18 protein-coding genes are annotated in these 19,058 nt (G+C 58.8%); 9 read left to right on the forward strand and 9 right to left on the reverse strand.

Annotated features, from left to right (window positions below):
• Window positions 1-61 precede the first annotated feature (61 nt).
• The 5 genes from oppA to oppF all read left to right on the forward strand — a co-directional run bounded on the left by oppA (window position 62) and on the right by oppF (window position 5,652).
• Complete coding sequence (oppA, locus tag ACJ8HA_RS04345; RefSeq protein WP_049207079.1) at window positions 62-1,699, forward strand: oligopeptide ABC transporter substrate-binding protein OppA; 1,638 nt, start codon at window positions 62-64, stop codon at window positions 1,697-1,699.
• 83 nt (window positions 1,700-1,782) lie between these two features.
• A complete protein-coding gene (gene oppB / locus ACJ8HA_RS04350; RefSeq protein ID WP_004932150.1) occupies window positions 1,783-2,703 on the forward strand; it encodes an oligopeptide ABC transporter permease OppB in 921 nt (306 codons plus the stop codon).
• A gap of 14 nt (window positions 2,704-2,717) precedes the next feature.
• Window positions 2,718-3,626 carry an oligopeptide ABC transporter permease OppC gene (gene oppC / locus ACJ8HA_RS04355; protein ID WP_025303073.1) on the forward strand — a complete coding sequence of 303 codons (909 nt, stop codon included), beginning with the start codon at window positions 2,718-2,720 and terminating at the stop codon, window positions 3,624-3,626.
• An 11-nt stretch (window positions 3,627-3,637) separates the two neighbouring features.
• Entirely contained in the window at window positions 3,638-4,654 is a 1,017-nt protein-coding gene (locus ACJ8HA_RS04360; protein WP_043142468.1) for an ABC transporter ATP-binding protein, read from the forward strand.
• Window positions 4,651-5,652 carry a murein tripeptide/oligopeptide ABC transporter ATP binding protein OppF gene (oppF, locus tag ACJ8HA_RS04365; protein ID WP_025303071.1) on the forward strand — a complete coding sequence of 334 codons (1,002 nt, stop codon included), beginning with the start codon at window positions 4,651-4,653 and terminating at the stop codon, window positions 5,650-5,652. Before ACJ8HA_RS04360 ends, oppF begins: the two co-directional genes overlap by 4 nt.
• Window positions 5,653-5,724: 72 nt before the next feature.
• Here oppF and ACJ8HA_RS04370 read toward each other — a convergent pair whose 3' ends face one another.
• Both ACJ8HA_RS04370 and cls read right to left on the reverse strand, forming a co-directional pair.
• The gene (locus tag ACJ8HA_RS04370; protein WP_004932139.1) at window positions 5,725-6,048 is read right to left on the reverse strand and encodes an HI1450 family dsDNA-mimic protein; all 324 of its coding nucleotides are present in this window, start codon (window positions 6,046-6,048) and stop codon (window positions 5,725-5,727) included.
• A gap of 56 nt (window positions 6,049-6,104) precedes the next feature.
• Window positions 6,105-7,565, reverse strand: a complete 1,461-nt coding sequence (gene cls / locus ACJ8HA_RS04375) for a cardiolipin synthase (RefSeq protein WP_025303070.1) — start codon at window positions 7,563-7,565, stop codon at window positions 6,105-6,107.
• A gap of 242 nt (window positions 7,566-7,807) precedes the next feature.
• Between cls and ACJ8HA_RS04380 the strand changes: the two genes are divergently transcribed.
• Window positions 7,808-7,984 (forward strand): YciY family protein, encoded by a 177-nt coding sequence (locus tag ACJ8HA_RS04380; RefSeq protein WP_025159792.1) that lies wholly within the window; start codon window positions 7,808-7,810, stop codon window positions 7,982-7,984.
• Window positions 7,985-8,029: 45 nt separating this feature from the next.
• Here the strand turns inward: ACJ8HA_RS04380 and ACJ8HA_RS04385 are convergent, their stop codons facing one another.
• Window positions 8,030-8,521 carry a Dps family protein gene (locus ACJ8HA_RS04385; protein WP_004932132.1) on the reverse strand — a complete coding sequence of 164 codons (492 nt, stop codon included), beginning with the start codon at window positions 8,519-8,521 and terminating at the stop codon, window positions 8,030-8,032.
• A gap of 200 nt (window positions 8,522-8,721) precedes the next feature.
• Window positions 8,722-10,194, reverse strand: coding sequence for a multidrug efflux MFS transporter SmfY (smfY, locus tag ACJ8HA_RS04390; protein ID WP_025303068.1), 1,473 nt, complete (start codon window positions 10,192-10,194; stop codon window positions 8,722-8,724).
• 127 nt (window positions 10,195-10,321) lie between these two features.
• Between smfY and ACJ8HA_RS04395 the strand changes: the two genes are divergently transcribed.
• Window positions 10,322-10,885 (forward strand): TetR/AcrR family transcriptional regulator, encoded by a 564-nt coding sequence (locus ACJ8HA_RS04395; protein WP_025303067.1) that lies wholly within the window; start codon window positions 10,322-10,324, stop codon window positions 10,883-10,885.
• A gap of 143 nt (window positions 10,886-11,028) precedes the next feature.
• Here the strand turns inward: ACJ8HA_RS04395 and ACJ8HA_RS04400 are convergent, their stop codons facing one another.
• The 5 genes from ACJ8HA_RS04400 to ACJ8HA_RS04420 form a co-directional block, all read right to left on the reverse strand.
• Window positions 11,029-12,036 carry a substrate-binding domain-containing protein gene (locus ACJ8HA_RS04400; protein WP_025303066.1) on the reverse strand — a complete coding sequence of 336 codons (1,008 nt, stop codon included), beginning with the start codon at window positions 12,034-12,036 and terminating at the stop codon, window positions 11,029-11,031.
• 33 nt (window positions 12,037-12,069) lie between these two features.
• Complete coding sequence (locus tag ACJ8HA_RS04405; RefSeq protein ID WP_421131136.1) at window positions 12,070-13,047, reverse strand: ABC transporter permease; 978 nt, start codon at window positions 13,045-13,047, stop codon at window positions 12,070-12,072.
• 76 nt (window positions 13,048-13,123) lie between these two features.
• Complete coding sequence (locus ACJ8HA_RS04410) at window positions 13,124-14,629, reverse strand: sugar ABC transporter ATP-binding protein (RefSeq protein WP_442515214.1); 1,506 nt, start codon at window positions 14,627-14,629, stop codon at window positions 13,124-13,126.
• Window positions 14,626-16,143 carry a xylulokinase gene (gene xylB, locus ACJ8HA_RS04415; RefSeq protein ID WP_043142477.1) on the reverse strand — a complete coding sequence of 506 codons (1,518 nt, stop codon included), beginning with the start codon at window positions 16,141-16,143 and terminating at the stop codon, window positions 14,626-14,628. Before xylB ends, ACJ8HA_RS04410 begins: the two co-directional genes overlap by 4 nt.
• Window positions 16,144-16,147: 4 nt before the next feature.
• Window positions 16,148-17,182: an NAD(P)-dependent alcohol dehydrogenase gene (locus ACJ8HA_RS04420; RefSeq protein ID WP_043142480.1), complete on the reverse strand. Its 1,035-nt coding sequence runs from the start codon at window positions 17,180-17,182 to the stop codon at window positions 16,148-16,150.
• Window positions 17,183-17,410: 228 nt separating this feature from the next.
• Here ACJ8HA_RS04420 and ACJ8HA_RS04425 point away from each other — a divergent pair, with 228 nt between their 5' ends.
• Together ACJ8HA_RS04425 and ACJ8HA_RS04430 are read left to right on the forward strand one after the other, a co-directional pair.
• Complete coding sequence (locus tag ACJ8HA_RS04425; protein ID WP_025303061.1) at window positions 17,411-17,965, forward strand: D-lyxose/D-mannose family sugar isomerase; 555 nt, start codon at window positions 17,411-17,413, stop codon at window positions 17,963-17,965.
• A gap of 70 nt (window positions 17,966-18,035) precedes the next feature.
• On the forward strand, window positions 18,036-19,037 hold the full coding sequence (locus tag ACJ8HA_RS04430; RefSeq protein WP_025303060.1) for a LacI family DNA-binding transcriptional regulator: 1,002 nt from the start codon (window positions 18,036-18,038) through the stop codon (window positions 19,035-19,037).
• The last annotated feature ends 21 nt before the right edge of the window (window positions 19,038-19,058 follow it).

Genomic DNA, 19,058 nt, shown 5'->3' on the forward strand with positions numbered 1-19,058 from the left:
GCTTACGGGCAACGCAGGTTCCACGAAGAGCCTGTGATAATAAAAACTGGAGTCGATAAGTATGACCAACATCACGAAGAAAACGCTCATTGCCGCCGGCGTCATCGCCGCGCTGGGCATCACAGCAACCACCTCCGCCTTTGCCGCCGACGTTCCTGCCGGCGTGCAACTGGCCGACAAGCAAGAAATTGTCAAAAATAACGGTTCCGAAGTGCAGTCGCTTGACCCGCATAAAATCGAGGGCGTGCCGGAAAACAACGTCACCCGCGATCTGATGGAAGGCTTGGCGAACAACAGCCCGGACGGTTCCATCGTGCCGGGCGTCGCGGAAAGCTGGGATAACAAAGATTTCAAAGTCTGGACCTTCCACCTGCGTAAAGACGCCAAATGGTCCAACGGCAAGCCGGTGACGGCGCAAGATTTCGTCTACAGCTGGCAGCGCGTAGTGGATCCGAAAACTGCATCGCCTTACGCCAGCTACCTGCAGTACGCCCATGTGGAAAACGTCGATGACATCATCGCCGGTAAAAAAGACAAGTCGACGCTGGGCGTGAAGGCCATCGACGACCACACCTTCCAGGTGACCCTGAGCGAGCCGGTGCCTTATCTGGTTGAAATGACCCCACACTACGCCATGAAGCCGGTTTACAAAGACGCGGTGGAGAAGTTTGGCGAGAAGTGGACGCTGCCAGCCAACTACGTCAGCAACGGCGCTTACAAACTGAAAGACTGGATTGTCAACGAACGCATCGTACTGGAACGCAACCCGGAATATTGGGATAACGCCAAAACCATCATCAATAAAGTGACGTTCCTGCCTATTTCATCGGAAGTGACCGACGTTAACCGCTACCGCACCGGCGAAATCGACATGACCTACAACAACATGCCGATCGAACTGTTCCAGAAGCTGAAGAAAGAGATCCCGAAAGAGGTGCATGTCGATCCTTACCTGTGCACCTACTACTACGAAATCAACAACCAGAAGGCGCCGTTCACCGATGCGCGCGTGCGTGAAGCGCTGAAGCTGGGCATGGACCGCGACATCATCGTCAACAAGGTGAAAAACCAGGGCGATCTGCCGGCCTACAGCTTTACGCCGCCATACACCGACGGCGCCAAGCTGACCGCGCCGGAGTGGTTCGGCTGGACGCAGGAAAAACGCAACGAAGTGGCGAAGAAACTGCTGGCGGAAGCCGGCTACGGCCCGGGCAAACCGCTGACCTTCTCCCTGCTGTACAACACCTCCGATCTGCACAAGAAGCTGGCGATCGCCGCCGCGTCCATCTGGAAGAAAAACCTGGGCGTGGACGTGAAGCTGGTGAACCAGGAGTGGAAAACCTTCCTGGATACCCGTCATCAGGGGACCTATGACGTGGCGCGCGCCGGCTGGTGCGCCGACTACAACGAACCGAGTTCGTTCCTGAACATGATGCTGTCCGACAGCAGCAGTAACACCCCGCACTATAAGAGCGCCGAGTTCGACAAGCTGATGGCCAACGTGTTGACCGCGAAGAGCAAAGACGAGCGCGCCGATCTGTATCAGAAAGCGGAAGTTCAGCTGGATAAAGATTCCGCCATCGTTCCGCTGTATTACTACGTGAACGCCCGTTTGGTGAAACCTTACGTCGGTGGCTACACCGGCAAAGATCCGCTTGATAACGTGTACGACAAAAACCTGTACATCATCAAGCATTGATACGGTAAGAGCCGGCGGCGCAGGCCGCCGGCCCATGTTGAGAATAATAAGCCGTCATCAGGCTGTCGCACAGGGTTAGGGCAATGCTTAAATTTATACTTCGTCGCTTATTGGAAGCGATCCCGACACTATTTATCCTTATCACCATCTCATTCTTCATGATGCGCCTGGCGCCCGGCAGTCCATTTACCGGGGAACGCGCATTGCCGCCGGAAGTTATGGCGAATATCGAAGCCAAATACCATTTGAACGACCCGATCTGGAAACAGTACGGTCATTATCTGGCGCAGCTTGCGCAGGGAGACTTCGGCCCGTCCTTTAAATACAAGGACTATTCGGTCAACGATCTGGTTGCCAGCTCTTTCCCGGTTTCCGCCAAACTCGGCCTGGCCGCGTTTCTGCTGGCGGTGGTGCTGGGCGTGAGCGCCGGCGTGATCGCCGCGTTGAATCAGAACACCAAATGGGACTACACGGTGATGGGGTTCGCCATGACCGGGGTGGTGATACCCAGTTTCGTGGTGGCGCCGCTGTTGGTGCTGATCTTCGCCATCACGTTGAAATGGCTGCCGGGCGGCGGCTGGAACGGCGGCGCGCCTAAGTTCATCATCTTGCCGATGGTAGCGCTGTCTCTGGCCTATATCGCCAGCATCGCCCGTATCACGCGCGGCTCGATGATTGAAGTGCTGCACTCCAACTTCATTCGCACCGCGCGCGCTAAAGGCTTGCCGATGCGCCGCATCATTTTCCGCCACGCGCTGAAGCCGGCGCTGTTGCCGGTGCTGTCCTATATGGGCCCGGCGTTCGTCGGGATCATCACCGGTTCGATGGTGATCGAAACCATCTACGGCCTGCCGGGGATCGGCCAGCTGTTCGTTAACGGCGCGCTGAACCGCGACTACTCCCTGGTGTTGAGCCTGACCATTCTGGTGGGCGCTCTGACCATTCTGTTCAACGCGATCGTCGATGTGCTGTATGCGGTCATCGATCCGAAAATCCGTTATTAATCTGGAGCACGCGAATGATGTTGACTAAAAAGAACAGCGAAGCTCTGGAACACTTCAGCGAGAAGCTGGAAGTGGAAGGACGCAGCCTGTGGCAAGACGCGCGCCGGCGCTTTATGCATAACCGTGCGGCGGTCAGCAGCCTGTTCATCCTGGTGTTGATCACGCTGTTTGTGGTGCTGGCGCCGATGCTGTCGCAATTTGCCTACGACGATACCGATTGGGCGATGATGTCCGCCGCGCCAAGCCTGGAATCGGGGCACTATTTCGGCACCGATTCCTCCGGGCGCGACCTACTGGTGCGCGTGGCGATTGGCGGGCGTATCTCGCTGATGGTCGGCGTGGCGGCGGCGCTGGTGGCGGTGATCGTCGGCACCCTGTACGGCGCGATGTCCGGTTATCTGGGCGGCAAGATCGACTCGGTGATGATGCGTCTGCTGGAGATCCTCAACTCCTTCCCGTTCATGTTCTTCGTGATCCTGCTGGTGACCTTCTTCGGCCAGAATATCCTGTTGATCTTCGTGGCGATCGGTATGGTGTCGTGGCTGGATATGGCGCGTATCGTGCGCGGCCAAACGCTCGGTCTCAAGCGTAAGGAGTTCATCGAAGCGGCGCTGGTGTGCGGCGTCTCCACGCGCAACATCGTGCTGCGGCATATCGTGCCTAACGTGCTCGGCGTGGTAGTGGTGTACGCGTCGCTGCTGGTGCCGAGCATGATCCTGTTCGAATCCTTCCTCAGCTTCCTGGGGCTGGGCACGCAGGAGCCGCTGAGCAGTTGGGGCGCATTGCTCAGCGACGGCGCCAACTCAATGGAAGTTTCACCGTGGTTGCTGCTGTTCCCGGCGGGTTTCCTGGTAGTCACTCTGTTCTGTTTCAACTTTATCGGCGATGGCCTGCGTGACGCCCTCGACCCGAAAGATCGTTAAGGAGTGCAACCATGAGCACCATTGAACATCCTCAACTGCAAACCGGCGCCGGCGTCAAAACGTCGCCGCTGCTGGACGTGAAAGACCTGCGCGTCACGTTTTCCACGCCGGACGGCGACGTGACGGCGGTAAACGATCTGAACTTCGATCTGCGCGCCGGCGAAACGCTTGGCATCGTCGGTGAATCTGGCTCAGGCAAATCGCAGACCGCGTTCGCCCTGATGGGGCTGCTGGCGAGCAATGGCCGCATCGGCGGCTCGGCCAAATTCAACGGCCGCGAGATCCTCAACCTGCCGGAAAATCAGCTTAACAAGCTGCGGGCCGAGGAGATCTCGATGATCTTCCAGGACCCGATGACCTCGCTCAACCCTTATATGCGCGTTGGCGAACAGCTGATGGAAGTGCTGATGCTGCATAAGAAACTGAGCAAAAGCGAAGCCTTCGAAGAGTCGGTCCGCATGCTCGACGCGGTGAAAATGCCGGAGGCGCGCAAGCGCATGCGCATGTACCCGCACGAGTTTTCCGGCGGTATGCGCCAGCGCGTGATGATCGCCATGGCGTTGCTGTGCCGGCCGAAGCTGCTGATCGCCGACGAGCCGACCACCGCGCTGGACGTGACCGTCCAGGCGCAGATCATGACGCTGCTCAACGAGCTGAAGCGCGAGTTCAACACCGCCATCATCATGATCACCCACGACCTGGGCGTGGTGGCCGGCATCTGCAACAAGGTGCTGGTGATGTACGCCGGCCGCACCATGGAATACGGCAGCGCGCGCGAGGTGTTCTACCAGCCGAGCCATCCGTACTCCATTGGTCTGTTGAATGCGGTGCCGCGTCTCGACGCCGAAGGCGAAGCGTTGTTGACCATTCCTGGCAACCCGCCGAACCTACTGCGGTTGCCGAAAGGCTGCCCGTTCCAGCCGCGCTGCCCGTACGCCATGGAACAGTGCGCGAGCGCTCCGCCGTTGGAGCAATTTGGGGAAGGGCGCCTGCGCGCCTGCTTTAAACCGGTGGAGGCGTTGGTATGACAGCGGTAACCGACAAGAAAGTGCTGCTCGAAGTCGCCGATCTGAAAGTGCACTTCGACATTCATGACGACAAACAGTGGTTCTGGCAGCCGCCGAAAACCCTGAAGGCGGTCGATGGCGTCACGCTGCGGCTGTTCGAGGGGGAAACTCTGGGCGTGGTCGGCGAATCCGGCTGCGGCAAATCCACCTTCGCGCGCGCCATCATCGGCCTGGTGAAGGCCACCAGCGGGCGCGTCGCCTGGCTGGGCAAAGATCTGCTGGGCATGAGCGACGCCGACTGGCGTAAAACCCGCAGCGATATCCAGATGATCTTCCAGGATCCGCTGGCTTCGCTCAACCCGCGCATGACCATCGGCGAGATCATCGCCGAGCCGCTGCGCACCTACTACCCGAAAATGCCGCGTCAGGAAGTGAAGGACAAGGTCAAGGCGATGATGCTGAAGGTCGGCCTGTTGCCTAACCTGATCAACCGCTACCCGCACGAGTTCTCCGGCGGTCAGTGCCAGCGTATCGGCATCGCGCGCGCGCTGATCCTCGAACCGAAGCTGGTGATCTGCGACGAGCCGGTCTCCGCGCTGGACGTGTCGATTCAGGCGCAGGTGGTGAACCTGTTGCAGCAGCTGCAGCGCGAGATGGGGCTGTCATTGATCTTTATCGCCCACGATTTGGCGGTGGTGAAGCACATTTCCGATCGCGTGCTGGTGATGTACCTGGGCCATGCGGTGGAGCTGGGCACCTATGATGAGGTGTACCACAACCCGCAGCACCCTTACACCAAAGCGCTGATGTCGGCGGTGCCGATCCCGGATCCGGACAAGGAGAAGGAAAAACAGATCCAGCTGTTGGAAGGGGAGCTGCCTTCGCCGATCAACCCGCCGACCGGCTGCGTGTTCCGCACCCGCTGCCCGATCGCCGGGCCGGAGTGCGCCAAGACGCGTCCGCTGCTGGAGGGCAGCTTCCGCCACGCGGTATCCTGCCTGAAGGTCGATCCGCTGTAATGCGCCGCTAGCCGGCAACAAAAAGCCCCGCTGAATAAGCGGGGCTTTTTTATCCGATGCGCTGGCGGCGAATCACTCTTTCCACAGAATGTGGCACAGCTTGTGGTCTTTCTCGCGGCAGATCAGCACGCGGGCGAACACGTCGTTGATTGGCTCGCCGTCGCTGTCCGCCAGACCGATCACCACTTCGGCGAAGAAGTCTGGGTTCAGATCGTAGTCCACGTGCTCGCTCCAGTCTTCGGAGGGATCGTACAGTTCTGCGCCGCCGCGCTCTTCAAACTGCAGATTGAACAGCAGAATATCCGCCGGATCCAGATTGTCGCCGGCCAATTCGAGGAAAATGTCGTAGGCCTGTTCCAGCGTTTCGTCTTCGGTAAGGCGGTTATTCAAATCCATAAAAAAATCCTGATAACAAATGATTTGGCGCTATTAAAGCACGCTCGTTGCGGCTTTTACAGCAGCGGACTGAAAAAGTAGAACAGGCGCTCAACCAGGCGATGCCAGAACGGCCGCTTCAGCCACTCTTTGGCGTTCAGCAACTGGGAACGGGCGATGTAATCTTCCTGCACGCAGGCCAGATCGCTGCCGAAGCCGTCGTCGTCGATCACCAGGGTGATTTCGAAATTCAGCCACAGGCTGCGCATATCCAGATTGACGGTGCCGACCAGGCTAAGCTGGCCGTCAACCAGCACGCTCTTGGTGTGCAGCAGACCGCCTTCGAACTGATAAATTTTCACTCCGGCTTCCAGCAGCTCGGAGAAGAACGCGCGGCTGGCCCAGCGCACCATCATCGAATCGTTGTCGCGCGGCACGATGATGCTGACCTCGACGCCGCGCAGAGCGGCGGTGCAGATGGCGTGCAGCAGATCGTCGCTCGGCACGAAGTACGGCGTGGTCATGATCAGCTGCTCGCGCGCGGAATAAACCGCGGTCAGCAGCGCCTGGTGGATCATCTCCTCGGGGAAGCCGGGGCCGGAGGCGATCACCTGAATGGTGTGGCCGCTTTCCTGCTCGAACGGCATGATGTTGACGTCCGGCGGCGGCGGCAGAATGCGCTTGCCGGTTTCAATTTCCCAGTCGCAGGCATAGACGATGCCCATGGTGGTGGCCACCGGGCCTTCCATGCGCGCCATCAGATCGATCCATTGGCCGACGCCCGCATCCTGTTTGAAGTAGCGCGGATCGACCATGTTCATGCTGCCGGTATAGGCGATGTAGTTGTCGATCAGCACCACTTTGCGGTGCTGACGCAGATCCATGCGGCGCAGGAACACGCGCAAGAGGTTGACCTTCAACGCTTCGACCACTTCGATGCCGGCGTTGCGCATCATCGCCGGGTAGGGGCTGCGGAAAAATTGCAGGCTGCCGGCGGAGTCCAGCATCAGGCGGCAGTGTACGCCGCGCCGGGCGGCGGCCATCAGCGATTCGGCCACCTGATCGACCAGGCCGCCGGGCTGCCAGATATAGAACACCATTTCGATGTTGTGGCGCGCCAGCTCGATGTCGCGGATCAGCGCTTTCAGCGTGTCGTCGGTGGTGGTGAGCAGCTGCAGCTGGTTGCCCTTGACGCCGTCGATGCCCTGGCGGCGGTTGCACAGCTGGAACAGCGGTTCGGCGACTTTACTGTATTCGGTGGCGAAGATGCGGCGGCTCTCTTTCAGTTCCTTCAGCCAGCGCGCGGTCGACGGCCACATGGCCTTGGCGCGCTCGGCCCGGCGCTTGCCCAGATGCAGCTCGCCGAACGATAAATAGGCCACGATGCCGAACAGCGGCAGAATATAGATAACCAGCAGCCAGGCCATGGCAGAGGGAACCGCACGGCGTTTCATCAAAATGCGCATCGTCACGCCGGCGATCAGCAGCCAGTAGCCGAACACCATGAGCCAACTGATTACGGTATAAAATGTTGTCATAAAGGCGAAAAATCCCGTTCGCAAACCACCAATGATGAGTGTACGCACAGATCGGGCAAGGCGAAACCTTTTATCGGCGCTTATGTTACATAAATATGATGAAGTTAAGGCACTTGCCGAAATTGAAAGGGGGGCTTTTGCCGGTGCGACGTCCGGTATGTTGCCGATAACGGCGGCTTGGATCACGGGCGGAAAGGGCTATAATGCCCGCGGTTGGCATTAGACGAACGAGTGACGGAATTATGAGACGCAGTAGAAATGAAGTGGGCCGTTGGCGCATGTTGCGACAGAGCCAACGTCGCCGGCATCGCTGGCTGGAACGCCAGTCGTGCAGCAATCGCCATATTATCCGGGTGCGGCGCCGCCTGGACGATCAGCATCGGCGTGCGCTGCTGTTTGCGGTATCCTGCGAGTGGTAAAACGAAAACAGTCCCGAGAGGGACTGTTTTGTTATGGCGTCAGGGTTATTTGCCCAGATAGGCGTTGAGCATCCAGACCTGTTTTTCCTGCTCTTTGATATAATCGCTCATCAATGACGCGGTGCCTTCGTCGCCGGCGTCTGCCGCTACCGTCAGCAGTTCACGCTGCTGCTGCAGCAAGATTGAATACCCTTCCAACAGGCCGCGCAGCGTGCCCTTATCATCGGTCACGTTGGTGTGTTCCTTGATGTCGGCGGTTTTCAGATAGTCGCTGAAAGCGTGACGCGGCTGCGAGCCCAGCGTCAGGATACGTTCCGCCAGCTCATCCACCTTGGTCAGCAGATCGTTGTAAGTTTCTTCGAATTTCGCGTGCAGCTCAAAGAACTGCGGGCCGGTAATATTCCAGTGATAGCCGCGCACGTTCATATACAGCACCTGATAATTCGCCAACAGCGCATTCAGCGCTTCGGCGAGTTTTGCCGATTGTTTACTGTCGAGGCCGATATGGGTTTTCGCTGCTTTCTTCGCCGTTGCCATAATAATCTTCTCCTGATTATTCGTTCCAAGGGTAGACAGAATCAATTTCCATAGCTGTTACAGTAACCGGATTTATCGCAGGGTTAAACACGATAACAGGCATCATTACCATCGCTTAAACCGATGACGATAAATCCGTCGAGCAAATTGCCGAATCAGTTTACGCAGGATCCGCCGGCGAAAAAAGCCGCTTTTATCGGTTACTTGCGCAGCGCCAGTTTTACCACGCCGGCGCCCAGCGCCATTAACAGCGCGGCGGCGATCAGCACCGTAATAAAGGCGCGATCGAAGGCCAAACGCGCCAGCTGCGTCAGCTGCTGCGCGCGATCGGCCGCCATTCCGGCGGCCAGACGCAGGGCTTCGTCGATACTGTCGTAGGCCAGATCGCTGACCGGCAGCGCCGCCGGCAGCGCCAGGCTGTGACTGTAAACCGCCGTCATCAACCCACCGAGCAGCGTCACGCCCAGCACGCCACCCAGCTCGTAGGAGACGTCTTCGATAGAGGCCGCCATGCCGGATTTCTCCTCCGGCGCGTTCAGCATGATGGCGGTGGACGCGGCGGTGATCACGCCGCCGAGGCCAAAGCCCACCAACGCCAGGCTCACCAGCTGCGGTGCCATGCTGCTTTGATACCACAGGGCGAGGCCGGCGATGCCGAAGGCGGTCAGGACGAAACCGCCGAGGATGATGCTGCGCTCACCGTAGCGCGGCAACAGTAAACCGGCCATTGGCCCCGCCAGCGCCGAGGCCAGCGGGATCGGCAAGATGAACAGCGCTGCCTGCAGCGGGCTGAGGCCGAGCACCAGCTGCAAGCGTTGGCTGAGCACCAGCTCGACGCCGATCAGGGCCACCATCGACAGCAACGCCACGCCGATGCCGCCGGCGAACAGCCGGTTGCGGAACAGGGAGAAATCGATCATCGGGTGAGCGCTGCGCTGCTGACGACGCACAAACAGCACCAGGAACAGGATGCCGATCAGGGCCGCTGCGAGCAACGCGCTGAGGTCAGGCGCCGGCTTGCTCAGTTCCTTCAGCGCATAGATAGCGCCGACCAGACCGATCATGATCTGCACCGAGCCGACGATATCGGCGGGGCGCGGGTTATCGCCGCCGCAGCGGGGGATCAGTTTCCACGCCAGCGGCCAGACCAGCAACACCACCGGTACGTTGATCAGGAACACCGATCCCCACCAGAAATACTCCAGCAGCAGGCCGCCGACCACCGGGCCGATGGCCGCGCCGCCGGAGGCCACCGAGGCCCAGATGCCGATCGCCAGCGCGCGTTCGCGTTCGTCGGTAAAGACGTGACGCACGATGGACAGCGTGGCGGGCATCATCATTGCCGCGCCAACGGCGAGGAATACCCGCGCGGCGATCAGCCACTCGGCGGTGGGCGAGAAAGCGGCGCACAGCGACGCGACGGCAAACACCGGCAGCCCGGCGAGAAACAGCCGCTTATGGCCGATGCGATCGCTCAGCATGCCGGCGCCGGGCAGTAGCCCGGCGACCACCAGCGGGTAGGCGTTGACGATCCAGAGTTTTTGCGATGCGCTGGCGTCCAGCGCCTGGGTTAAGCGTGGCAGAGCGGTATAGAGCACCGTCATGTCGATAACAATCAGGAACAGGGCGCTGGCGACCATTGTCAGGATTAACCAGCGGTTCTTGGCGTACATAAGTCATAATCCAGTTAACGTGGGAGGCGCGAAGGCACCGCCATTGTGGTAACCCTCCGGCGATGCCGGGTGGTATACTGGCGATAATATATATCCATACGTTCGTATTGAAAAGAAGGGTTTCTTAATGGGACGTCAACGCAGCATCGATCGCGACAAAGTTTTGGACACCGCCGAAGAGATCGTCGCCACCCAGGGCGCCGCCGGCTTGACCATTGACGCCGTCGCCAAAGCGATGGGGATCTCCAAGGGCGGGGTGCAGTACTGTTTCGGCAGCAAAGACGCCCTGATTGATGCCATGTTCGATCGCTGGGGCAGTGCCTACGAGACGCTGTTCGCCGCTATCGCCGGTGACGATCCTTCGCCGCAGACCGGCGTGCGTGCGCATATGTTGGCGACGCAAAGCTCGGATCAGACCGCCAGCGCCAAGGCCGCCGGGCTAATGGCGACGCTGATTCAAACGCCGGAGCATCTGGCGAGCACGCGTGAATGGTATCGCAGCCGCATCGCCGGTTTGGATTTGACGACGGAAGAAGGCAAGCGCGCGCGCCTGGCGTTTCTCGCCACCGAAGGCGCCTTTATGCTGCGTTACTTTGGTTTGATGGATATCGACCAGGCGGAATGGGAAACGATGTTCACCGATATGCAGGCGTTGATTTTAACTGAGGGTGCCTATCGCACTGATAGCTAGTAAAGCCCGCAGTGAAAGGCGTATGTTTATCGCACAAGATATTCCCTCGAAGAACTTTTTAGCCAGCCACTCCGTGCTGGCTTTTTTTTTGCCTGCGGCAAGCTTCGGAGCAAAGGCCCCCTGCGTGCAGGGGGCTCCGGACATTACTTGCGCGCGTCCAACAGTTGCTGGGCATTCTCTGTGGTAACGACGGTCCACGGAATGTAGTAATGCTTCTGCGTGCCACCCTCCCATTTCAGATCCTTGGCGTACTGTTTCCAGATATCCGACTGTGGTTGATAGCTTTCACCTTTCACGGCGCGCAGCGCGACGTCGATGGAACCCTGCATCTGGCCTTTGGCATCTTGCAGGATAGAGACCATTTCACCGGCCTGCACCGCATGAATCGCGTCGGAGACGCCGTCAACGCCGGCAATCGCGAAGTCCTTCACATTCAGGCCGGCGCCTTTGATCGCTTCGATAGCGCCCAGCGCCATCTCGTCGTTTTGACCAATCACGCCGTTGATTTTACCCCGGTGCTTCTGCAGCCAGTTTTCCATCAGCGGCTGCGCTTCCGCGCGTGACCAGTTGGCCGTTTTGCGCTCAAGTACCGTGACCTGGCCGGCGCCGCACTCGGCAATCGCTTTATCGTTGCCCTTGCCGCGCTGGATCTCGCCGCTGCCGCCTTTCGGGCCTTCGATAATCACCACGTTCACCTTCTGGTTCTTGCAGTCGAGTTTGTCCAAGACGGCTTTGGCTTCCAGATACCCCCCCAACTCGTCATTAGACACCACTTCAGACGTCATCGCGTCCGTGTTCAGGCGCGCGTTGGTGACCACCACCGGGATTTTGGCTTCGTTGGCATTGGTGACGATATCGATATTGGCCTCAAAATCCATTGGGTTGACGATAATGGCATCGGCGCGCGTTTGGATAGCGGTGGCGGCCTGATCGTTTTGCACCGATGCATCATAACGCCCATCGTAGAAGGTCAGCACGGCTTCGCCGCTTTTCACCGCCGGGTGTTCCTTCCCGAACCTTTCCATCAATTGCACGAACTCGGCTTTGTTGCCGTACATCAATACCGCGATTTTAACCGGGGCGGCCTGAGCTGCCGACAGGCTACCGAGCATCATGGCAGAGGCAAACAACGCTATCTTGGTCTTATTCATGGTTTTCTCCTGGTAGAGTTGGGTCTGATGTTATTAATCGCGCTGTTGCTTACGCGATGGGTCGAGCAATACGGCAAGAACGATCAATGCGCCTTTGATAATTTGTTGGTAATACGATTGCACGCCGAGCAGATCGAGGCCGTTATTCATCACCCCGATAATTAGCACGCCGAAGAAGGTGCCGACCAGCGTACCGACGCCGCCGGCCATGCTGGTGCCACCGATCACCACCGCCGCGATGGCGTCCAGCTCATACCCTGCGCCGGCGTTGGTCTGCGCCGAACCGGTGCGTGCGGTGAGGATCAGGCCGGCGATGCCGGCCAGTGCGCCGCACAGCGTATACACCAGTATTTTGATGCGGGTGACGTTAATCCCCGAGGTGCGCGCGCTTTTCGGGTTGCCGCCGACGGCGTAGATGTAACGCCCGAAGAGGGTTTTATTCAGCACCAGCCAGGTGAGGGCGAACAGCACGATGAAGATGATGACGGGCACCGGAACGCCGCCGACATAGCCATTGCCTAACCAGCGGAAATCGCTGTTCAATTGCGATACCGGATTGCCGTTGGTGGTCAACATGGTTAACCCGCGCGCCGCGGAGAGCATGCCCATGGTGACGATAAACGGCTGCAGCCGATAACGGGCTAACACGGTGCCGTTCACCAGGCCGCAAACGATGCCGATGCCCAGCGCCACAATCAGCGGCGCCATGACGGCGGTCGCGGTGTCGCCGATAGCCAATCCGCTGTTGTTGGTGGCGAAACGGGCGGCGACGATCCCGCTTAACGCCAGCACCGAGCCCACGGAGAGATCGACGCCGGCCGTAATGATGACGAAGGTCATGCCGATCGCCAGAATGCCGTTGATCGAGACCTGGCGCAGGACGATCAGGGTGTTTTCATTGCTGAGAAAATAATTGCTGCTCCAGGCCCCCTGAGCGACCTGATATTCGCCAATCAGCGCCACGATCAGGCACAGGGCGAAAAAGGCGATGATAATGCCGTATTTGTGCATACGGCGCTTATTGCGGGTGAAAAATGAAATTCCTGGTGATAAGGAGTGGGCGCTGCTCATTTTTTTTCTCTCTCTGTTAAACCGCAAGTTTCATCAGTGCTGCCTGGGTCGCCTCGGCCGCCGAAAGCTCGCCGGCCAACTGCCCGTCGCGAAACACCAATATGCGATCGCTCATGCCGATAATTTCCGAAAGCTCGGAGGAAACCATGATGATCCCTTTGTTTTGCAAGGCGAACTCCGACATAAATCGGTAGATCTCTTTCTTGGCGCCGACGTCGATGCCGCGCGTCGGCTCGTCGAGCAGCAAAACCTCCGGATCCAGCAGTGCCCAACGGCCCAGCACCACTTTTTGCTGGTTGCCGCCGCTCAGGTTACCCACGGGTTGTTCGCCATCGTGGGTTTTAACGTTGAAGCGCTGGATCATGTCGCGGGTTCGCGCCTGCTCCCGTTTCTCGCTGACAAACCCCATCCGGCTGATGGCGGCAAAAGAGGCGATATTGATGTTTTCACTGACGGAACGGCACAGCACCAGGCCGGTTTCCTTGCGATCTTCCGTCACGTAGGCAATACCGCTGTCGATGGCCTTGCGCGGAGAATGGCGGTTCAGCGTCTTGTCACCCAAGCGGATCGTGCCGCTGTCGGCATGCTGAATGCCGAAGATAAGATCGAGAAACTCGCTGCGGCCCGAGCCCACCAGGCCGTAGATGCCCAGGATCTCACCGTGCTTCAGTTGCAGGCTGATATCTTTTATCTTGCTGCGCCAACGCAGGTTGTTGACCTCCAGCAAGACCTCTTCACCGGGCTGATTGAATTTGGCGAACTCGCTGTCGTACTCGCCGCCAATAATGTGTTCGATCAGCTGCTCACGGGTAATGTCAGCGATATAGCCTTCATGGATATAGGCGCCGTCGCGGAAAATGGTGTAGCTGTCCGCGATTTGGAATATCTCTGACAAACGGTGGGAGACGTAGATAATGCCTTTACCTTTCGCCGCCAGCTGCTGAAGCGTCTGAAAGATTTTTTGCGCATCCACCTCGCCAATCGCCGAGGTGGGTTCATCCATGATGATGATGTCGGCATTGGCATGCGACAGCGCTTTGGCGATCTCGACCAACTGCTGCTCGGCGACGCTCAGGTTGCGCATTTTCTCTCGGGCGTCGATCTTGAAATCGAGTTCCTTGAGCAAGCTGGTGGTGCGTTGATTGAGCGTCGCGAAATCGACGAACCCTAGGCGTCTCGGCTCGCGGCCCAGCCAAATGTTTTCGGCCACCGTCAGATCCGGGATCGCGCTCAGTTCCTGCTGCACGATGGCGATGCCGGCGTTGAGGGCTTCCCGGGGATGATGAAATTCACAGCGTTGGCCATTGATAAAAATGTCGCCGCCATCGGGTTGAATAAAGCCCATCAGAATGCTGAGAAAGGTGGATTTACCCGCGCCGTTGCCGCCGCACAGGGCATGGATGGATCCACGCCGCAGGCAAAACTCCGCATTCTTGAGCGCCACGACCGGGCCAAAAGCTTTCCTGACGCCGCTGACCTCCAGCAGGTAGGCGGGCGCTTGCGTCTGGGGATCTCGCGTCACAGTTGCACCTCCGGATAGGTCTGCTGCAAGCGTTGCAGGTACCGTTGATAAAGCGTCTCGTATTGCGCCTGTCTGCCAGCATGTGGCCGTGTGCGCGTGGCCTCATCCAGCGCAACGAAACGCTGGCACAGTTCGGCCAGCAACGCGCCGGCGTTCCGCTGCGGATCGTCGGCCAACGTCGTCGCCCACATCGCCTGAATGGCGCCGCCCAGCGCGGCGGTCTCTTTGGCTTTCAGACAGACTACCGGGCACCCCATCACGTCCGCGACGATTTGTCGCCAGGCGGCGCTGCGGGCGCCGCCGCCGGTGAGGCGGATCTCGCGCGCTTCGATGCCCTGACGGCGAAACAGCTCGATGCCATAGCGCAACCCATACGTAGCGCTTTCGACTACCGCCAGGCAGAGATTGGCACGGGTAAAATTGTCGCTATCGAGGTTATGCAGACTGGCGCGCGCGTGGGGCAACGGCGGAACACGTTCGCCATTGAAGAACGGCAGCATCTCGACACCGCCTGCACCGGGCGCGGCCTGCGTCAACAAAGCGTTAAAGCCGGCAAGGTCTTCGTCCAGCAGCGTTTGTACCGCAGTGGTGGCCGAGGTGACATTCATGGTGCAAATCAATGGCAGCCACCCATTGGTGCTGGAGCAGAAGCCGGCAATCATGTCCGATTCCGCCGTGACGGGGGCGGCAGACCAGGCGAATAGCGTACCGGAGGTGCCCAGACTCAGGGTAAGGGTGCCGGCCTCGATGTTGCCGGAACCGATGGCCGCCATCATGTTGTCGCCGCCGCCGGTCGATACCCGAACTGCCGGGCCGAGGCCGAGTTTTTCCGCGGCGGCGGGGCGCACCGTGCCGATGCAGCACTCCGCGCTTTTGAGCGGCGGCAGAGCCTGCCACAGGCGGCCGCTGTCGTCGATGAGATCGACCGCGGTTTTGCTCCAGCGACGGGTGCGTACATCGAACAACCCGGTGCCGGAAGCGTCGCCATATTCCGCTACGCGCTCCCCGGTCAGCCAGAAGTTCAAATAATCATGAGGCAACAACACGGTGTGCAGTTTTGCCCAGAGCGCCGGATGGTGTGTTTTGAACCAAAGGATTTTTGACGCGGTATAACCGGTGGCGATCCGCAGGCCGAGTGTTTCCAGCGAGCCGTTGGCTCCGCCGAGCTGTTGCAGGAGCCGTTCGTTTTCCTCTGCGGTTTCGGTATCGCACCACAGCTTGACGCTGTGCAGCACGTTGCCGTCTGCGTCCAGTGGCACAAACCCATGTTGTTGGCCCGAGACCCCCAGAGCATGAATCTCCCGTGCATCAACGCCGGCGTTAGTCACGGCTTGGCGAAAAGCGATGACTAACGCCTCAATCCACCAGTCGGCCTCTTGTTCGCGCCGGCCATTGGCTTGGCTGATGAGACGGTGAGGGGCGTTGCCCTCACCGAGGATCACGCCCTGTGTGCTGTCGACAATCACGACTTTCGTGCCTTGCGTACCGCAGTCTATGCCAGCATAGAGCGCCATAGGATCACTCCATTTCCAGCATGATTTTGATGTCCGAGGCATGTCCTGCCGCCGCGCGCTCGAAAGCGGCTACGCTGTCGGAAAACTTGTAGGTTTGGCTTATCAACGGCTGGACGCGCAATTTGCCGCTGCTCAACAGCCGCAGCGTGCGCGGGTACATGTTGGCGTAGCGGAAAATGGTCTTGAAGGTGATTTCCTTGGCCTGCGCGGCGACGATATCCATCGGCGCGGCATCGATCGGCATGCCGACCAGCACGGCGGTCGCCCCGGGCGCCGCATGCTCGGCCAGCGTAGCGATAGCCGGTTTGGCGCCGCTGCATTCAAACACGACATCGGCGCCATTGCCGCTGGTGAGCGCGGCCACTTTCCCCGCCAGGTCGCCGGTTTTGATATTGACGGCGTGCAGCCCCTCATAACTGGCCGCCACGGCGAGTTTTTCGTCAAACAGGTCGCAGATAATGACGTCCGAACAGCCGCCCGCCAGCGCCGCGAGGGCGGTGACCACGCCGATCGGCCCGGCGCCGATCACCAGGGCGATATCGCCGGGTTTGATCCCGGCTTTGGTGGCCGCTTGCATGCCGATGGCTAAGGGTTCCACCATGGCGCCCTCAGCGAAACTGACGTTGTCCGGCAATTTGAACGTGAAGGCGGCGGGGTGGATGACGGTTTCGCGCAGGCAGCCGTGCACCGGTGGCGTCGCCCAGAAGCGAACGGCGGGATCCAGATTGTAAATCCCGGCGCGCGTCTGCGCCGAGTTGAGATCGGGAATGCCGGGCTCCATGCAAACGCGATCGCCGACGCTGAGGTGAGTGACGTTTTTACCGGTCGCGAGCACCACGCCGGCGGCTTCATGGCCGAGCACCATCGGGGCGTTAACCACGAACGGGCCAATGCGGCCATGTTGGTAATAGTGCACATCGCTGCCGCAGATGCCCACGGAATGAATTTTTATCTGCACATCATCGGGCCCCAGCGTTTCGGCAAGCTGGACGTCCTCGATAGCGATTTCCCCCGCTTTGGCCAACACTAATGCTTTCATATTGCCTCCTGGTGAATCATTTTTATGGTAACGATATCATTTCAATGCGGCGATAGTGGGCTAAAGCGGGGGGTTAAACTGTGATCGATGTTGGAATTACTCGACGGGAGTTAATTTTGCTGGTGGGTTGTTATTCAATATAGGGATGAAGATCACAAAATCGGCGATGCAATGACGGTTTTAATATCAGCATGCTGATATCGATACCGTTACTTTGCAGGGGAAATGATGAACAAACAACAACGTGCCATAGCCGCTACGCTGGAATACTTGCGTGAGGCGGACATTGTTTTGACTGAGGAAGAACAGCAACGTATTGAAATTGCGACGTTTGGCTTGGCTGACTATCCCGTCTCAGGGCTGCAGCTGCTGACCTATGTCAACTCACCTCGGTATTGCGCGAAAGAGCTGGTGCTGTTTCCTGGTCAGACTTGCCCGGAACATTTACATCCTCCCTTTGCCGGCACACCCGGCAAGCAAGAGACGTTCCGTTGCCGTTGGGGAGAGGTGTTTTTGTTTGTCGATGATGAAAACCTGACGCTTAATGATGCCGGCGGCGAACCGGTATGTCGGGTGCCAGAGGGCGCAGAACCTTGGTACACCTGCAATCGCTATATTCTCTTGCGGCCTGGCGAACAATACACCATCGCCCCCAATACCCGGCACTGGTTTCAGGCTGGAAAGCGGGGCGCGGTGGTGTCCGAGTTCTCTTCCGAGAGTCGTGACGAGCTGGATATCTTTACCGATCCCCGGATTAACCGCCTGGCAGGCGTAAACCATTAGCGCCACGATGAAAGTTCTGTCATGATGTTGCCAATGGTACAAAATGATACTTTAAGCTAAGGAGCTGCATTTGGCAGTGGGTCGAGGACGGAAAGCGACGCTGGCTAGCGTGGCCGCACAGGCAAACGTCAGTAAAATCACCGCGTCGCGGGCATTTTCACAGCCGGACAAGGTTCATCCGGAAACGCTGCGCCGCATTCGGGAGACGGCTGCCGAACTCGGCTATGTGGTCAATGCCGCGGCGCGCAACCTGCGGGCGAAAAGCAGCAGAACCATTGGCATCGTCAACCCGGATATGGCCAACCCGTTCTTTGGCGGCCTGACACGCCTGATGACGCTTGAAGCGCAAAAAATGGGGTACGACACCCTGGTGTTCGACTCCTATGAGTCTCAGGAAAGCGAAGACAGAATCATCGACAAACTGATTGGCTACAACGTCGATGCGATCATTCTCTCGGTCATTTCCAACGATCATCTGTACCAGCCTTCCTATCTAAAACGGTTGGAAACATTGAATATCCCGGTGGTGCTGATCGACCGGGAACTGGACAATCGCCACTGCAGCGGCGTGTATATCGATAACCTGGACTGCGGTCTCCAGGCGGGGCGCTGGCTTTTGGAACAGAAAGCGCAGCGGGTGGTGGTGGTGTCCGGACCGGAGAACTCCAACGTTGCACGGGACAGGGTCACAGGGCTGCAGGCGGCGTTGCAAGGGAAAGTGGCGTCGTTTGAAGTGCTGTATGCCGATTTCTTTATGGACGTCGCCTGGCAAGAGACGAGCCGCTGGCTGGCCAATCACCGCGCGCCGGACTTTTTCGTCGGCTGCAATAACCAGATCTCCCTGGGTATCATCAAGGCCTGTATCGAACATCGGCTGCCGTTGATGCAGGACGTGTCGCTGTTCAGCATCGATGAGGTTTCGCATGCCGAGATCTACGGTTTCCATTTCCCTTGCGTGTCGCATGATTTGCAAGAGATCGCCTGGCAAGCCTTGAATCTGGCGATCCGTCGTATTGCCGACCCCGAGATCAAACCGGGCAAGGTGGTGGTGCGAGGAAAACTCGTCGCGTAACGGCGCCGCCGTTCGCCTTAT

This window comes from Serratia sp. CY33802 (genome assembly GCF_052169095.1).
GTDB classification, from domain to species: Bacteria; Pseudomonadota; Gammaproteobacteria; order Enterobacterales; family Enterobacteriaceae; genus Serratia; species Serratia bockelmannii.